This window comes from Ectopseudomonas composti, assembly GCF_001567565.1.
Taxonomy (GTDB): domain Bacteria; phylum Pseudomonadota; class Gammaproteobacteria; order Pseudomonadales; family Pseudomonadaceae; genus Aquipseudomonas; species Aquipseudomonas composti_A.
On sequence record NZ_LSSW01000022.1, the window covers coordinates 597,655 to 612,342 of the forward strand.

Consider the following 14,688-nt stretch of genomic DNA (forward strand, 5'->3'; position numbering starts at 1 on the left):
GTGCGCTGGCAGATTGCCTGATTCACCAAGACCAGCCTAGCCCCACGTGCTGCCTTGTCGGTTGCCGACTATGCTTGCAGGACCGACGGAGAGGCTGACCATGAGCGATCAGGACAAAGACCCCCAGCAGGCCCCGCTGACCCTGCGCGAGATGCTGCAGAGCGTGCTGGCCGCCGCCCTTGGCGTGCAGAGTGGGAAGAACCGTAGCCGCGACTTCAGTCGCGGCAAGCCCAGTCACTTCATTCTGCTTGGTGTAATCTTCACCGCCTTGTTCGTGATCGTGCTGCTGGCAGCGGTGAAACTGGTCCTACACCTGGCGACCGGCTGATCAGTCCAGCAGGGAGGCGATCGAGCAGTCGTAGCGCGGCTGCTCTGGGTGTTTCAACAGACTGAACTGGCGAAAGTCCATACCGATATCCGGCCGGGAAAGGCGTTTCAGCAGTTTCTGCGATTGCGCCCTGTCCACCGTCCGCAGCAATTGCGCCACCTGGTCCTTGCCGCCGCGCTCGATGAAGTCCAGCCCTCGGGCATGGTCATTGAGCATCACCAGGGCGCAGGCGCCCAGCAGGAAGTGACCACTCGCCAGAACCTCGATGCGCCCATCGATGCGCGTCTGCAGCACCCGAGCCGAGTTGTTCAGCGCCGCGTAGTGCAGCGCTCGGCCAGACTCTGCCGCCGCGCGCATCACGCCAAAGGCCATTTCATCATTGGCGGACCAGATCAGGCTGACCTGCGGATAGCGCGACAACAGGCCCTGCGCCTGCTCGTAGGCGCGTTGCTCCTGCCATTCACCGTGCACGGCCTGCACCAGCTTGATGTGCGGTGCTTTATCCAAGGCGCGCTGCAGGCCCGCCAGGCGCAGGATCGAGGAAGGTGTTTGCTTGACCCCGGAAAACGCCAGCATCTCGGTCGGCTGCCCCCTGGCCAGGGCGATCAGGTCGCGCCCCATCAGATAGCCGGCCTCCTCGTCGTTGGGCACCAGGCTACCCAGCCAGTTGTGGTGACGCTCGCGGCTGCCGCCGATCAGGGCCTGCTGCTCCTCGGTCAGAGTACTGTGCAAGGCAAACAGCTTGACCGCGCTGTTTTCGAACAGACGCAATACCACCGGCCCCTGGAACTGTTCGTTGGTAAAGATCAGATAGTCGGGATGCTCACCCTCGAGCACCTGGCGCGCATTGCCCAGCATGCGCAGGGGGTCACGTTCGCCATACAGCACTTTCAGCTCGATGCCGAGATCGCCGGCGGCGTCCTGCATATAGCGGCTGTAATCGGCCCAGAAGCTTTCGCTGGAGTAGCCTGGGTTGAGGAACACCATCGTCGGTGCACGCGGTTCCGCCAGCGCCAATGCGCAGCAAAACAATAGCCCCAGGCCCAGTACCCACCTGATCACAGCACCCCTCCCTAGTCATCGGGGCGCAGTATAAGGCGCAAATGAAAAAAGGCCGACCGCTAATGCGCGCCGGCCTTTACTGTCATTGGCCGCTGACCCAGAAAACCGCCGTGCCCACTGCAATCAGAATCAGGCAGAAGATCGCCCAGGCATCGATGACGCTGTCGGAATTTTCTATCTCGGTGTGCTCGCTCATGGCTCCCCCCTCTTCTTGTGCTTTTGGGTGACGCACACTGCATTTAAGACCAGCCTTGGCCATCGCTCAAACCATATGGTTATGCTCTGGAGCAGTCTTATTCCTTAAACTCAGGTTTATATATTCAAACATCACTTTTACGCATAAACCTGAGCTGGTATCGTGCCCCGGCTCCTTGGGGAGTGCGCGGCCGTGCGCGCTGATTGGCAGTAAGTAGCCTGAAAACAGGACCCTTCATGTACGTATATGACCAGTACGATCAAAAGATCGTCGAGGATCGCGTCAAGCAGTTCCGCGATCAAACCCACCGCTATCTCGCCGGTGAGCTGAGCGGCGAGGAATTCCGTCCGCTGCGCCTGCAGAACGGTCTGTATATCCAGCGCTTCGCGCCCATGCTGCGCGTCGCCGTGCCTTACGGCCTGTTGTCGTCCGCCCAGGTTCGCGTGCTAGCGCGCATCGCCCGTGACTACGACAAAGGCTATGCCCACATCAGCACCCGCCAGAACGTCCAGTACAACTGGCCGGAACTGGAAGACGTGCCGGAGATTCTCGCCGAGCTGGCCACCGTACAGATGCACGCCATCCAGACCAGCGGCAACTGCATCCGCAACACCACCACCGATCAGTTCGCGGGCGTGGCCAAGGACGAGATCGTCGATCCGCGCCCCTGGTGCGAAATCATCCGCCAGTGGTCGACCTTCCACCCCGAATTTTCGCACCTGCCGCGCAAGTTCAAGATCGCCGTCAACGGCGCTGTCAGCGACCGCGCGGCCATCGAAGTGCATGACATCGGCCTGGAAGCGGTCAAGAACGAAGCCGGTGAGCTGGGTTTCCGCGTTTCCGTCGGCGGCGGCCTGGGCCGTACCCCGATCGTCGGCAGCTTCATCAACGAATTCCTGCCCTGGCAGCACCTGATCAGTTATCTCGATGCCATCCTGCGCGTGTACAACCGCTATGGCCGTCGCGATAACAAATACAAGGCGCGCATCAAGATTCTGGTCAAGGCGCTGACCCCGGAAGTCTTCGCACAGCGCGTGGATGCCGAATGGGCGCACCTGAAGGATGGCCCGACCACCCTGACCGAAGCGGAAGTCGCCCGCGTCGCTGCGCATTTCGTCGACCCGGCCTATCAGGCCCTGAACGACGAAGACGCCCTGCTCGCCCAGCAGGATGCCGAGCATCCGGGCTTCGCCCGCTGGCGCCAGCGCAACACCTTCGCCCACAAGAAGCCTGGCTACGTTGCCGTGACCCTGTCGCTCAAGCCGACCGGTGTGGCGCCAGGCGACGTCACCGACAAGCAGCTCGATGCCATCGCCGACCTGGCCGACCGTTACTGCTTCGGTGAAGTGCGCAACAGCCACAACCAGAACATCATCCTCGCCGACGTCGAGCAGCGTCAGCTGCTGGCCCTGTGGGGCGAGCTGCGCGAGCAAGGCTTCGCTACGCCGAACGTCGGCCTGCTGACCGACATCATCTGCTGCCCGGGTGGCGACTTCTGCTCGCTGGCCAACGCCAAGTCGATCCCGATTGCCGAAGCCATTCAGCGTCGCTTCGACGATCTCGACTACCTGTTCGACGTCGGCGACATCGACCTGAACATCTCCGGCTGCATGAACGCCTGTGGTCACCACCACGTCGGCCATATCGGCATTCTCGGCGTCGACAAGAAAGGCCAGGAGTTCTATCAGGTATCGCTCGGCGGCAGCGCTGGCCGCGACGCCAGCCTGGCGCAGATCCTCGGCCCGTCCTTCGCCGAAGCGGACATGGCCGACGTGATCGACAAGATCATCAAGGTCTACGTCGAACAACGCACCGAAGAAGAAAGCTTCCTCGATACCTACCGCCGCATCGGTATCGACCCGTTCAAGGAGCGCGTCTATGCAGCGAATCATTAAGAACGGTCAGGTGGTCGACGAAACCTGGCACCTGCTGGCCAAGGACGTGACCCTGGACGCCATCCCCAACTGCGACGACATCATCGTGCCGCTGGCGCTGTGGGTCGAGCATGCTCATGCCCTCAAGGCGCGCGACGGCGGCCTGGGCGTGTGGCTGGAAGCGGGCGACGAGGTCGAGGAAATCGCCGATGACCTCGCCCACTTCCAGGTCATCGCCCTGGAGTTCCCGGCCTTCACCGATGGCCGCCACTCCTCCACGGCCTACCTGCTGCGCACCCGCTACGGCTACACCGGCGAAGTCCGCGCCATTGGTGACGTGCTGCGTGATCAGCTGTTCGCCCTCAAGCGTGTCGGCTTCGACGCCTTTGCCCTGCGTGCAGACAAGGATCCGTTCGACGCTCTGAAGGCTTTCGATGAATACAGCGAGGTCTATCAGGCGTCGGCTGACCAGTCGCAGCCGCTGTTCCGCCGCCGCGCCTGATCGCGGTCAGCTGAGCACGCAAAACGCCCCGACTGGTTCGGGGCGTTTTGCATTGTGCATCCGAGCTCGCGCCATTCAGTTCGAACCGCTCCCCGTTGCTGAAGTCGGACCTTATGAGTCCATTGCATTGGGAGAGACAGCCATGAACCTCGACTGGGATCTGATCGAACGCCTCCTGCGTGAGGCGCAGAACTCCGCAGGCAAGCCATTCGCGCCGCGGCGCTACGCCGAAGACCTGGCCGCAGAACGGGAAAACGCGGGCGACCCCGTGCATGACCTCGACCACCTGCGTGCCGAAGCGACTCGCTACGAAGCGCGCCTGCTGGAGAACGGCTTCATCGAGCCGCGCCCGGAAGACGAAGGCGGCAACGGTGAGAATTTCGTGCTCACTGCTCGCGGCGCACAGCTGCTGAGCATGCTCGACAGCAGCATTCCCGGCAGCGAACACCCGCGTGAGGTGCTGAACGAGGCAGGCGAAGCGGCGCTGACGCCCGAAGTGTTCGACCGCCTGGCGCCCAGGGCAAATCTCAGCGAAACCGGCTGACAGGCTGCTGAAAAACTACCTGCGTTGCCATTGCTGCGTTAAAAACAGGCTGGAACGCCAGCCCGGTCAAATGCTCATTTACAACTTGTAAACTGCGCTTTTTCGCCTGTTTTTGCCTTGCACTGGCTGCCTCGCCTACGTTTTTCAACGGCCTGTTCATCTGCTCTTACACAAACAAAAACGCCGCGCCCTGTCGAGGGGCGCGGCGTTCAGTTGATCCGCTGGCGAGGCATCAAGCCTGGTGGATCAATCCTCGCGGTAGCGGCGCAGCTTCAGTGCCTTGCCGGCAACGCGGGTATCTTTCAGCTTGCCCAGCAGGCGATCCAGGCCATCTTCCGGCAGCTCGACCAGGCTGAAGGTCTCGCGGATCTGGATACGACCGATGGCTTCGCGCGCCAGGCCGCCTTCGTTGAGGATGGCGCCCAGCAGGTTCTTCGCGGCGATACCGTCGCGAGTACCCAGTGCGGTACGGCAGCGCACGCGACCTTCGGCCAGCGGCAGCGGCGCACGACGCTCGCGGTATTCACCACGTTCGCCACCACGCTCGCTGCGCTCACCGTCACGCTCGCGACGTTCACGCGGCGCACCACCGACACCCGGCACCAGCGGCTGCTCGCGCTCGACGGTGGCCAGATCCAGGGCCTGGCCGTTGGTGGCCTTCTTCAGCAGCGCAGCGGCCAGGGCGCGCGGGCTGCAACCGATATCGGCGGTCAGGCGGTCGAGCAGGTCGCCATGGCTGGTTTCGGCATCGGCCACCAGCGGCGCCAGGCTGCTGGTCAGCTTCTTGATGCGGGCATCCAGCACTTGCTGGGCGTTCGGCAGTTTGACCTCACCGACCTTCTGCCCGGTGACACGCTCGATCACCTGCAGCATGCGGCGCTCACGCGGGGTTACCAGCAGCAGCGCGCGGCCATCGCGACCGGCACGGCCGGTACGGCCGATACGGTGCACGTAGGACTCCGGGTCGTACGGCATGTCGACGTTGAATACGTGGGTGATGCGCGGCACGTCGATACCACGAGCGGCGACGTCGGTGGCCACGACGATGTCCAGGCGACCGTCCTTGAGCGATTCGATCACGCGCTCACGCTGGTTCTGGGCGATGTCGCCGTTCAGCGCGGCGGCCTTGAAGCCCTTGGCTTCCAGAGCGGCAGCCAGATCCAGAGTGGCCTGCTTGGTGCGTACGAAGGCGATCAGCGCGTCAAAATCTTCAACTTCCAGCAGACGCAGCACGGCGTTGGTCTTCTGATCGGCATGGATCATCAGGTGCGCCTGCTCGATGCGCGAGACGGTCTGGGTCTTGGCGGCGATCTTGATGTGCTGCGGCTCGCGCAGGTGCTTCTCGGCGATGGCGCGGATCGAATGCGGCAGGGTCGCGGAGAACAGCACGCTCTGGCGGCTTTCCGGCATGGCTTCGAAGATGATCTCCAGATCGTCCATGAAGCCCAGCTTGAGCATTTCGTCAGCTTCGTCGAGTACCAGGTACTGGATGGTCGACAGGACTTTCTCGTCGCGGCGCAGGTGATCGACCAGGCGGCCCGGCGTAGCCACGATGACCTGCGCACCCTGACGAATGGCCTTGAGCTGCGGGCCCATCGGCGCGCCGCCATAGACGGCAACCACGTTCAGACCCGGCATCTGCTTGGAATAGGTTTCGAAGGCGGTGGCCACCTGCAGCGCGAGCTCGCGAGTCGGCGCGAGAATCAGCGCCTGCGGCTCGCGCTTGGCCGGGTCGATCTTCGACAGGATCGGCAATGCGAAGGCCGCGGTCTTGCCGGTGCCGGTCTGCGCCTGACCGATCATGTCGTGGCCGGCGAGGATCACCGGAATGGCCTGCGACTGGATCGGAGACGGCTCTTCGTAACCTACGGCGGTCAGAGCGGCGAGAATATTGGAGTGAAGTCCGAGCGCGGCGAAGCCGCCGATTTCCTGGGTCATGGGTCTGCCTCAAGTGCATCCGCAAAGACCCATGTTCCAAAGCTGCGCATGCCGTGTAAGACCTTGTGGGTCACCCTGGCAGCCTGGTCGGCGGGGATTTGCGAAAACGTGATGAAAGTGAATCGTCAAGGATAGTCCGCTGGGGACTGGCTGCCGGGATTAAACTTCCCGGGCGAGTTGCACTACCTGAACGTGGCCAGAAAATTGGCCGGCGCGAACTATACCGGAAAATCCTGACTCGGGTGCTGTTTTTTTGTCGCCAGCCGTCCCACGCGGACCTGCTGGGCCGCCGCAAGCGACGTCAGAAACTGCCGATCGCTCGACGAAAGGTTGAAGGGTGCGTCACGTAGCCGGACGCAGCGCCTCGATCAGCGGCTGCAACGAATAGCCCAAGCGCGACGCCAGCTCGCCCGCACGCATCTGCAAGCGGCCCATGTCCAGAGCCTGGTCGAGATCCGCCGGGATCAGCAGCACGACGTTGCCCTCCTTCACCGGGCACTCCCAGTAGTGCCGATGATAGAGCCCGCGCAGCAGCGCAGCGCCGAGTGGCTTGCCGTCGTTGCCAGCCCATTGATTGATGATCAGCCAGCCGCCCGGATTGAGCTTCTCGCGGCAGCTCTCGAGAAAACGCCAGGCCAGGTGACCAACGCCGGGGCCCTGGTCGGTATAGAGGTCGAGAAAGATCAGATCGGCTGTCTCTGCGCTGTCCAGCAGTTCGGTGGCATCACCGATGCGAATGGTCAGCCGTGGATCATCGTCGAGACCGAGAAACTCCATCGCCAGGCGCGGCACGTCCGGGCGCAGTTCGATGGCCTCGACATCCTCCAGCGGCAGAAATTTCAGGCAGGCCTGGGTCAGGTTTCCGGCACCAAGCCCGAGAAACAGCGCCGTTTCCGGCTTATCGTGGCACAGCGCACCGAGCAGCATGGCACGGGTGTAGTCGTACTCCAGCCAGCTGGGATCGCCCTGGAACACACAGCTCTGCTCGATGGCATCACCGAATTCGAGAAAACGGTAGGCGCCGATCTGCACCACGCGAATCACTCCGAACGCATCACGCACTTCGGCCAGCAGCACTTCCTCCTGCTGCTGCAACTCGTCCAGCGGCGGCAATCCTGGCATCGATACCTCTCCCACAGTGACATCCCGCACCAATAGAGCCGGGCTAAAGGCTTCGATTGTCATTGAAGGCGCCGCCTCAGGTCACGCGATAATTCCATGGACGGGTTTTGCGCCGCTGCCGGCGATCGGCTTCGAGCCTGCCAGGGCGCCATCAGCGGCAGCGCAGCCAATTCACGTACGAGCCGCGGGGCTAATCGGTTACCATGCGCCTCCGCCTGATCAACCGCTAGAGACGCAGCATGTCGAACGCCTGGAGCCCCGAGAGCTGGAGGGCCAAGCCCATCCAGCAGCAGCCTGAATACCCTGATGCCGCTCACTTGAGCCGTGTCGAGCAGTCCCTGGCCGGCTACCCTCCGCTGGTCTTTGCCGGCGAGGCGCGCGAGCTGCGTCGCCAGTTCGCCGAGGTCACCCAGGGCCGTGCGTTTCTGCTGCAGGGCGGCGACTGCGCCGAGAGCTTTGCCGAGTTTTCCGCCGCGAAAATCCGCGACACCTTCAAGGTGCTGCTGCAGATGGCCATCGTCATGACCTTCGCTGCCGGCTGCCCGGTGGTCAAGGTCGGGCGTATGGCCGGTCAGTTCGCCAAACCACGCTCGTCCGGTAACGAAACCCTCGATGGCGTTACCCTGCCCGCCTACCGTGGCGACATCGTCAACGGCATCGGCTTCGACGCCGCCAGTCGCGTACCGGACCCGGAGCGCCTGCTGCAGGCTTACCACCAGGCCACCGCCAGCCTCAACCTGCTGCGCGCGTTCGCCCAGGGCGGTTTCGCCGACCTGCACCAGGTGCATCAGTGGAACCTCGACTTCATCGCCAACTCGGCGCTGGCCGAGAAGTACCACCAGCTCGCCGGACGCATCGACGAAACCCTGGCCTTCATGCGCGCCGTGGGCATGGACAGTGCTCCGCAACTGCGTGAAACCAGCTTCTTCACCGCCCACGAAGCGCTGCTGCTGAACTATGAGCAAGCCTTCGTCCGTCGCGACAGCCTCACCGATCGCTGGTACGACTGCTCCGCGCACATGCTGTGGATCGGCGACCGTACCCGCCAGCTGGATGGCGCGCATATCGAATTCATGCGCGGCATCGAGAACCCCATCGGCGTCAAGGTCGGGCCGAGCATGGACCCGGACGAGTTGATCCGCCTGATCGATACGCTCAACCCGGACAACGACCCGGGCCGCCTCAACCTGATCGTGCGCATGGGCGCGGACAAGGTCGAAGCGCACTTCCCGCGCCTGCTGCGCAAGGTCAAGGCAGAAGGTCGTCAGGTGCTGTGGAGCTCCGACCCGATGCACGGCAATACCATCAAGGCCAGCAGTGGTTACAAGACCCGCGACTTCGCGCAGATTCTCAGTGAAGTCCGGCAGTTCTTCGCCGTGCACCAGGCCGAAGGCACCTACGCCGGCGGCATTCATATCGAAATGACCGGGCAGAACGTCACCGAGTGCATCGGCGGTTCGCGCCCGATCACCGAGGATGGGCTGTCCGACCGCTACCACACCCACTGCGACCCGCGCATGAATGCCGACCAGTCTCTGGAACTGGCCTTCATGATCGCCGAGACGCTGAAGCAGGTACGCCGCTGACCACTCGCGCCCTGGCTGCCGGCCAGGGCGCGAACCGGCTCGCACTTCTTTTGTGCGGTATCCGGCATAATGTCGCCCCCAACGCGAGCACCGGACAGGTGCTGTAGACGCTACCCAGCCGGAAAGGACTCGCGGCCCACCCCTCCAACAAGGACGATGATCCATGCAACTGCGCACCACTCTCTCCGCTTTCGCCCTGTCCAGCGCCGTACTGCTGACTGGCTGCCAGAACATGTCTCCCGACGCCATGCTGCAATCCGGCCTGATGGCCGTGCAGGCCGCGACCCTCAGCGACGCCGAAGTGCGCAGCATGTCCGACCAGGCCTGTGCCGAGATGGATAGCGAAGCCAACATCGCCGGCCCGAACAGCCCATATACCAAGCGCCTGAACAAGATCGCCAACAATCTTGGCCATCAGATCAACGGCACGCCGATCACCTACAAGGTGTACCAGGCCGATGAGGTCAATGCCTGGGCCATGGCCAACGGCTGCGTGCGCGTTTACAGCGGGCTGATGGACCTGATGACCGACAACGAAGTGGAAGGCGTGCTCGGCCACGAGATCGGCCACGTTGCCCTCGGCCACAGCAAGAAGGCCATGCAGACCGCCTACGCCACCACTGCGGCGCGCAATGCGGCTGCGGCCTCGGGCAACGGCACCATCGCCGCTCTGTCCTCGTCGCAACTCGGCGCCCTGGGTGAGCAACTGGTCAATGCGCAGTTCTCGCAAAGCCAGGAAAATGCCGCCGACAACTTCTCCTTCGACCTGCTGACCCAGCGCAACATCCCGCGCGATGGCCTGGTCACCGCGTTCGAGAAACTGGCCAAGCTGGGTGGCGGCGACAGCAGCATGTTCTCCTCGCACCCGGGTTCCAGCGACCGTGCCGCCAACATGCGCGCCCGTCTGGCTGCCAAGTAAGCGTCATGTTCAGGGGCTGCAACGCAGCCCCTGTTTCATTGGGAGATTGCCATGTCGAGACTGCGCAACAGCTTGGTGTCGTGCATTCTGCTGATGCCGCTCGGCGCCTGGGCCGACTACGACAAGCAGTATCAGGCCTGCCTGGACGCCAGCGGGGCGATCAATAACGCCAGCGTCGCCGGCTGCGCCGAAGGTGTATCGGAAACGGTGAAACAGGAGATGAACCACGTCTACCAGCAGCTGTTCCTCAAGCTGCAGGACGACGCACCGCAGGATGCAGTACAGCTGGAAACCGCGCAGAAGGCCTGGCTGGTCTATCGCAATGGCCAGTGCGACCTGCAGGGCAAGCATGTCGGCTCGCCGATGTTTCACTATTGCCCGATGCAGATGAACATCCAGCGCGTGGAAGAACTGAAGTTCCTGCTGAACAACGGCGGCTAGCCAAGCAGCCCGCGCTGACTGACACCCGGCGCCAGCCACACCTCGTCCAGACCCAGCCAATGCGCCAGCGCGCGCAGCGAATCCCCCAGCGCCAGGTGCGCTTCCTCGCTCAATATCGCCTCCTCCAGATGCACGGCATGCACTGCCAGGCGCCCGGCCGCACGCTCACTGCGCAGGTCCACGCGCGCCAATAGGCGCTCATGATGCAGAAACGGCAGCACGTAGTAGCCATACACGCGCTTGGCCTGCGGGGTGTAGATCTCCAGGCGATAGCGGAAGCCGAACAAGCGCTCGGTACGCTCGCGCTCCCAGATCAACGAATCGAACGGCGACAGCAATGCACTGTGGCGAACACGCCGGGGAATACGCGGCTCACCCCGGCAATAGGCTACCTGCCGCCAGCCCTGCACCGTGACGGGCAGCAGTTCGCCCGCCTCCACCAGTTCGGCGACACGCTGCTTGCTGTCGCTGACGTCCAGTCGGTAGTAGTCGCGCAAATCGCGCTCGGTCGCCACGCCAAGGGCATCGGCAGAACGCAGCAACAGCCGCCGCTGCGCTTCGGCTTGGTCAATGTCCGGGTGATTCAGCGTGTCAGCAGGAATGACCCGCTCCGGCAGGTCGTACAGCCGTTCGAAACCACGTCGCCCGGAAACCGTTACCTCGCCTGCGGCGAACAGCCATTCCAGCGCCGTCTTCTCCGCGCTCCAGTCCCACCAGGGGCCGGCCTTCTCGGTACGCGAGGAAAGGCTGCCGGCGCCCAGCGCACCACGCTCGCGCACAGCCTGCAACACGCTGCCTATCACGTCGCGCCGCTCGACACCGAACTTCGCCAGCTGGCTGTAGATGCCCTGCCCATCCGCGGCTCGGCGCATTCGCCAGCGCAGCAGCGGATAGAGTTCGAGCGGCAGCAGCGAGGCTTCGTGCCCCCAGTATTCGAACAGACGCCTGCGCCGCGCCCGTCCCCAGGCCAACTCATCGAGATGCCCGGCCTGGTAATGACCGAGGCGAGAAAAAGCCGGCAGGTAATGCGAGCGTACCAGCGCATTGACCGAGTCGATCTGCAGTACGCCAAGGCGCTCGATCTGCGCCTGCAGTTGCTTGTGCGCGATGGCGCCACGGGGCGTGCGACCGAAGCCTTGGGCTGCCAGGGCCAGGCGCCGAGCTTCGGTGATGGAAAGAGAGAGCGTCATGACGGCTCAGCCTATCAGGCAGCGCGACTGCGGTCTAAGCGCGGCTTTCGACGGATTCAGGCGATGCGGGGAACACCTGGCGAAAGGTGAACGCCTGCGCTGTCGCGCCGTGCTCACGCAAATGGGCCAGGCGCTCGGCTGCCTCGACCACACTCGGCCGATGCCCGACTGGCACCCACCACAATACCTGGTGCGCCTGTTCGACACGCTCGAACCATTCGCGCCGGCGCTTGAGCATCTCGGTATGCGCCGATTTGTAGACGTAATCGCTGAGTGACTGCACGTCCTGCCAGACCGACATGTTGACCAGCACCTCGTCACCGAATGGACGGATAGTCGTGGCATCGCCCGCTTCGTCCTGCAGTCGCCAGACATAGCCGGGCGAGGCTTCGGCCAAGGCATTGATGCGCTCCAGATTGGCGACGAAATCAGCCATCTCCGGCGCGTCCAGCGGCGCCTTCATCCAGGCGACGTTCAGTTGGGCCAAGTGATAAGCGGACAAATTTTCAGCCTCCTTGCGTCAGGGTTGCTGCGGCAAGCCGCGCCAACTCGTAAAACGTCGACGCAACCAGGCCTCACTGCTGACCAGGGTGATACCCGACAGTACCAGTGCCGCACCGATGATGAAGTTCAAAGTCAGTGGCTCCTCCAGCACCAACACGCCGAAGGTCACGCCAAACAGTGGGGTCATGAAGGAGAACACCGCCATGTTCGAAGCCAGGTAGCGGCGTAGCAGCCAGAACCAGGTCAGGTAGGTGAAGAACGACACCACCACACCCTGCAGCAGGATGCTGGCGATGGCAATCGGGGTCCAGCGCAGATGGGACAGGTCCACCATCATCAACGCATAGCTCAGCAGCAGCACGAAGGCGACAGCCAATTGATAGAACAAGGTCAGCCCAGGCGGCGCCTCGGACAGGCGCGAACCGCGTACGACGACCGTGGTAGCGCCCCAAGCCATGCCAGCGCACAGCCCCAGCGCATCGCCGAGCAGCATCTGAGGGTCGATCTCGGCCCAGTTACCGCCCACGCCAAAGGCCATCACCACGCCAGCGAAACACAGCACGATGCCCAGCCACTGCAGGCGACGCAAGCGCTCGCTGGGCAGCAGCAGATGCAGGCCAAGCGCCGAGAAAATCGGGGCCGTATAAAGAAACACCGCCATATGCGAGGCCGTGGTGTAGCGCAGGCCCAGCGCGATAAAGAAGAACTCCAGCGCAAACAAGACGCCGGCCAGGATCCCAGCCAGCCAGGTTGAGCTGAGCCACTCACGCCAACCGCGCTGCCACAGCAACAGCAGGCCGACCAGCATGGCGGCCACGCCCGAGCGCAGCGCCACCTGCAACATGGGCGCGATATCATCCGCCGCCAGCTTGATGGCCACCTGCTGGCTGCCCCAGATGGCGCACAACAGCAGCATCAGCTGGAACAGGAAAAAATCGGCGCCCTTGCGTACTGCAGTCATTCAGCAACTCCTGTCATTTGCCACTCACTTTCTCAACGGATCATCCCAGAACGGCCGTTCGGCCTCCTGCAACACATCGGCACGGGACAGTCCCAGATCCTTCAATGCAGCATCATCCAGCCGCGCCAGTTGGCCCCGCTCGCGGGCCAGTTGACGCCAGCGCCGCAGCATACGCCACACACTGGCCAATGACGGCAAGCGATCGAAGTGGATGGACTGAGCCAACGCATAACCTTTCTGACCTTTCATATCGATGCCCTCCTTGTGGGGTTGGCGTCAGTGTCGGGTCGCGCTTAAGATCAATCCAACGAATGTTTCTTATGCAATACATCTCGAGAATTGATGAATGGCCTTTCACCCCAGTATTGATACCGAATTACTGCGCAGCTTCGTGGCCATCGCCGACACCGGCGGTTTCACCCGCGCCGCAGAAACGGTCAATCGTACCCAGTCAGCCGTGAGCATGCAGATGAAGCGACTGGAAGAGGACGTGGTGCAGCGTCCGCTGTTCGAGCGCGACGGCCGCCAGGTACGGCTAACGCCAGAAGGCCAGGTGCTGCTGGGTTATGCGCGGCGCATTCTCAAGCTGCATGGCGAAGTGCTCAATACCCTGCGCGAACCGCATATGGTCGGTGCCGTGCGCATCGGCACGCCGGATGACTACGTGATGCGCTTTCTGCCGGAGATTCTCTCGCGCTTCGCCCAGGCCTACCCGCTGGTACAGGTGGAAGTGCATTGCGAACCGTCCGGCCAGTTGCTGCTGCGCCAGGATCTGGACCTGACCATCGTCACCCGCCAGCCCGGCAAGGAGATCGGCCAACTGCTGCGCCAGGAACGCTTCGCCTGGGCAGTGGCCCAGGGCTTTTGCCCGCACGAACAGAACCCCATGCCGCTGGCCATGTTCAACGCCGACTGCTTCTGCCGCGAATGGGCCTGCAACGCACTGGATGCAATGAGCCGTCCCTACCGCATCGCCTACACCAGCCCCAGCCTGTCAGCGATCTTCGCCGTGGTGCGCGCCGGTCTGGCCGTCACCGCGCAGTTGCAAAGCCTGATCACTCCCGACCTGCGCATTCTCGGTGAAGCTGAAGGCCTGCCCCTGCTGCCGCTGACCAGCATCGTGCTGCTACGCAACGAGAGCAGCCAATCCCCCGTCACTGAATGCCTGGCCGACCACATCGTCGAAGGGTTTCGCTTATAGGCGACCGCCCGACTCCAGCGCCAACATCAGCGCACAGAGCAGCAGAAAGCCGCAGAACAGGCCGCGCAGCAGACGCTCCGGCAGCGAGTGCGCCAGGCGCACGCCCCAACTGATGCTGAGCAGGCCGCCCACGGCAAGCGGCACGCCCATCCACCAGTTGACGTGCTGATGCACTGCATAGGTGAACAGCGTGACCCCGGTGCTAGGTAGCGCCAGTGACAGTGAAAGGCCCTGCGCGACTACCTGAGTGGTGCCGAAGACGCTGGTCAGCACCGGCGTCGCCACCACAGCCCCACCCACCCCGAACAGCCCACCCATGG

16 protein-coding genes are annotated in these 14,688 nt (G+C 63.2%); 8 read left to right on the forward strand and 8 right to left on the reverse strand.

Annotated features, from left to right (window positions below; all coding sequences use genetic code 11):
- The first annotated feature begins 100 nt into the window (after positions 1–100).
- Entirely contained in the window at positions 101–328 is a 228-nt protein-coding gene (locus tag PCLY_RS11945) for a DUF2970 domain-containing protein (RefSeq protein WP_061239517.1), read from the forward strand.
- Here the strand turns inward: PCLY_RS11945 and PCLY_RS11950 are convergent, their stop codons facing one another.
- A complete protein-coding gene (locus PCLY_RS11950) occupies positions 329–1,315 on the reverse strand; it encodes an ABC transporter substrate-binding protein (protein WP_061239519.1) in 987 nt (328 codons plus the stop codon).
- 507 nt (positions 1,316–1,822) lie between these two features.
- Between PCLY_RS11950 and PCLY_RS11955 the strand changes: the two genes are divergently transcribed.
- The 3 genes from PCLY_RS11955 (at position 1,823) to PCLY_RS11965 (ending at position 4,506) form a co-directional block, all read left to right on the forward strand.
- A complete protein-coding gene (locus PCLY_RS11955; RefSeq protein ID WP_061239521.1) occupies positions 1,823–3,481 on the forward strand; it encodes a nitrite/sulfite reductase in 1,659 nt (552 codons plus the stop codon).
- Entirely contained in the window at positions 3,465–3,962 is a 498-nt protein-coding gene (locus PCLY_RS11960) for a DUF934 domain-containing protein (protein WP_061239523.1), read from the forward strand. Before PCLY_RS11955 ends, PCLY_RS11960 begins: the two co-directional genes overlap by 17 nt.
- A gap of 142 nt (positions 3,963–4,104) precedes the next feature.
- Complete coding sequence (locus PCLY_RS11965; RefSeq protein ID WP_061239525.1) at positions 4,105–4,506, forward strand: hypothetical protein; 402 nt, start codon at positions 4,105–4,107, stop codon at positions 4,504–4,506.
- A 246-nt stretch (positions 4,507–4,752) separates the two neighbouring features.
- On the opposite strand, the gene PCLY_RS11970 is transcribed toward PCLY_RS11965, so the two are convergent.
- Both PCLY_RS11970 and PCLY_RS11975 read right to left on the reverse strand, forming a co-directional pair.
- Positions 4,753–6,444, reverse strand: a complete 1,692-nt coding sequence (locus tag PCLY_RS11970) for a DEAD/DEAH box helicase (RefSeq protein WP_061239527.1) — start codon at positions 6,442–6,444, stop codon at positions 4,753–4,755.
- Between the two features lie 342 nt (positions 6,445–6,786).
- Complete coding sequence (locus PCLY_RS11975; RefSeq protein ID WP_061239529.1) at positions 6,787–7,566, reverse strand: spermidine synthase; 780 nt, start codon at positions 7,564–7,566, stop codon at positions 6,787–6,789.
- 239 nt (positions 7,567–7,805) lie between these two features.
- Between PCLY_RS11975 and PCLY_RS11980 the strand changes: the two genes are divergently transcribed.
- The 3 genes from PCLY_RS11980 (at position 7,806) to PCLY_RS11990 (ending at position 10,512) form a co-directional block, all read left to right on the forward strand.
- Positions 7,806–9,152 (forward strand): class II 3-deoxy-7-phosphoheptulonate synthase, encoded by a 1,347-nt coding sequence (locus PCLY_RS11980; RefSeq protein ID WP_061239531.1) that lies wholly within the window; start codon positions 7,806–7,808, stop codon positions 9,150–9,152.
- Positions 9,153–9,315: 163 nt separating this feature from the next.
- Positions 9,316–10,071, forward strand: coding sequence for a metalloprotease LoiP (loiP, locus tag PCLY_RS11985; RefSeq protein WP_061239533.1), 756 nt, complete (start codon positions 9,316–9,318; stop codon positions 10,069–10,071).
- 51 nt (positions 10,072–10,122) lie between these two features.
- Positions 10,123–10,512: a lysozyme inhibitor LprI family protein gene (locus PCLY_RS11990; protein WP_061239535.1), complete on the forward strand. Its 390-nt coding sequence runs from the start codon at positions 10,123–10,125 to the stop codon at positions 10,510–10,512.
- Here the strand turns inward: PCLY_RS11990 and PCLY_RS11995 are convergent.
- The 4 genes from PCLY_RS11995 to PCLY_RS12010 are packed head-to-tail and all read right to left on the reverse strand — an operon-like array spanning position 10,509 to position 13,416.
- Positions 10,509–11,702: a winged helix-turn-helix domain-containing protein gene (locus PCLY_RS11995; RefSeq protein WP_061239537.1), complete on the reverse strand. Its 1,194-nt coding sequence runs from the start codon at positions 11,700–11,702 to the stop codon at positions 10,509–10,511. The genes PCLY_RS11990 and PCLY_RS11995 overlap by 4 nt on opposite strands.
- 34 nt (positions 11,703–11,736) lie before the next feature.
- Positions 11,737–12,204 carry a DUF3291 domain-containing protein gene (locus tag PCLY_RS12000; protein ID WP_061239539.1) on the reverse strand — a complete coding sequence of 156 codons (468 nt, stop codon included), beginning with the start codon at positions 12,202–12,204 and terminating at the stop codon, positions 11,737–11,739.
- An 18-nt stretch (positions 12,205–12,222) separates the two neighbouring features.
- The gene (locus PCLY_RS12005; protein WP_061239540.1) at positions 12,223–13,167 is read right to left on the reverse strand and encodes a DMT family transporter; all 945 of its coding nucleotides are present in this window, start codon (positions 13,165–13,167) and stop codon (positions 12,223–12,225) included.
- A 24-nt stretch (positions 13,168–13,191) separates the two neighbouring features.
- Entirely contained in the window at positions 13,192–13,416 is a 225-nt protein-coding gene (locus PCLY_RS12010; RefSeq protein WP_061239542.1) for a DUF1127 domain-containing protein, read from the reverse strand.
- 97 nt (positions 13,417–13,513) lie between these two features.
- On the opposite strand from PCLY_RS12010, the gene PCLY_RS12015 reads away from it, so the two are divergent.
- Positions 13,514–14,368 carry a LysR family transcriptional regulator gene (locus tag PCLY_RS12015; protein WP_061239544.1) on the forward strand — a complete coding sequence of 285 codons (855 nt, stop codon included), beginning with the start codon at positions 13,514–13,516 and terminating at the stop codon, positions 14,366–14,368.
- On the opposite strand, the gene PCLY_RS12020 is transcribed toward PCLY_RS12015, so the two are convergent.
- On the reverse strand, positions 14,363–14,688 hold a 326-nt coding region (locus PCLY_RS12020), incomplete at its 5' end, for a sulfite exporter TauE/SafE family protein (RefSeq protein ID WP_156458590.1). The two genes, PCLY_RS12015 and PCLY_RS12020, sit on opposite strands and share 6 nt — an antisense overlap.

Bases quoted from the DNA above. Each gene is read 5' to 3' on its own strand.
- PCLY_RS11975 (WP_061239529.1), bottom strand. From the start codon at position 7,566: ATGCCAGGATTGCCGCCGCTGGACGAGTTGCAGCAGCAGGAGGAAGTG.
- PCLY_RS12005 (WP_061239540.1), bottom strand. From the start codon at position 13,167: ATGACTGCAGTACGCAAGGGCGCCGATTTTTTCCTGTTCCAGCTGATG.
- PCLY_RS11955 (WP_061239521.1), top strand. From the start codon at position 1,823: ATGTACGTATATGACCAGTACGATCAAAAGATCGTCGAGGATCGCGTC.
- PCLY_RS12015 (WP_061239544.1), top strand. From the start codon at position 13,514: ATGGCCTTTCACCCCAGTATTGATACCGAATTACTGCGCAGCTTCGTG.
- PCLY_RS11965 (WP_061239525.1), top strand. From the start codon at position 4,105: ATGAACCTCGACTGGGATCTGATCGAACGCCTCCTGCGTGAGGCGCAG.
- PCLY_RS11960 (WP_061239523.1), top strand. From the start codon at position 3,465: ATGCAGCGAATCATTAAGAACGGTCAGGTGGTCGACGAAACCTGGCAC.
- PCLY_RS11995 (WP_061239537.1), bottom strand. From the start codon at position 11,702: ATGACGCTCTCTCTTTCCATCACCGAAGCTCGGCGCCTGGCCCTGGCA.
- PCLY_RS11945 (WP_061239517.1), top strand. From the start codon at position 101: ATGAGCGATCAGGACAAAGACCCCCAGCAGGCCCCGCTGACCCTGCGC.
- PCLY_RS11980 (WP_061239531.1), top strand. From the start codon at position 7,806: ATGTCGAACGCCTGGAGCCCCGAGAGCTGGAGGGCCAAGCCCATCCAG.
- PCLY_RS11950 (WP_061239519.1), bottom strand. From the start codon at position 1,315: ATGGTGTTCCTCAACCCAGGCTACTCCAGCGAAAGCTTCTGGGCCGAT.
- PCLY_RS12010 (WP_061239542.1), bottom strand. From the start codon at position 13,416: ATGAAAGGTCAGAAAGGTTATGCGTTGGCTCAGTCCATCCACTTCGAT.
- loiP (WP_061239533.1), top strand. From the start codon at position 9,316: ATGCAACTGCGCACCACTCTCTCCGCTTTCGCCCTGTCCAGCGCCGTA.
- PCLY_RS11970 (WP_061239527.1), bottom strand. From the start codon at position 6,444: ATGACCCAGGAAATCGGCGGCTTCGCCGCGCTCGGACTTCACTCCAAT.
- PCLY_RS11990 (WP_061239535.1), top strand. From the start codon at position 10,123: ATGTCGAGACTGCGCAACAGCTTGGTGTCGTGCATTCTGCTGATGCCG.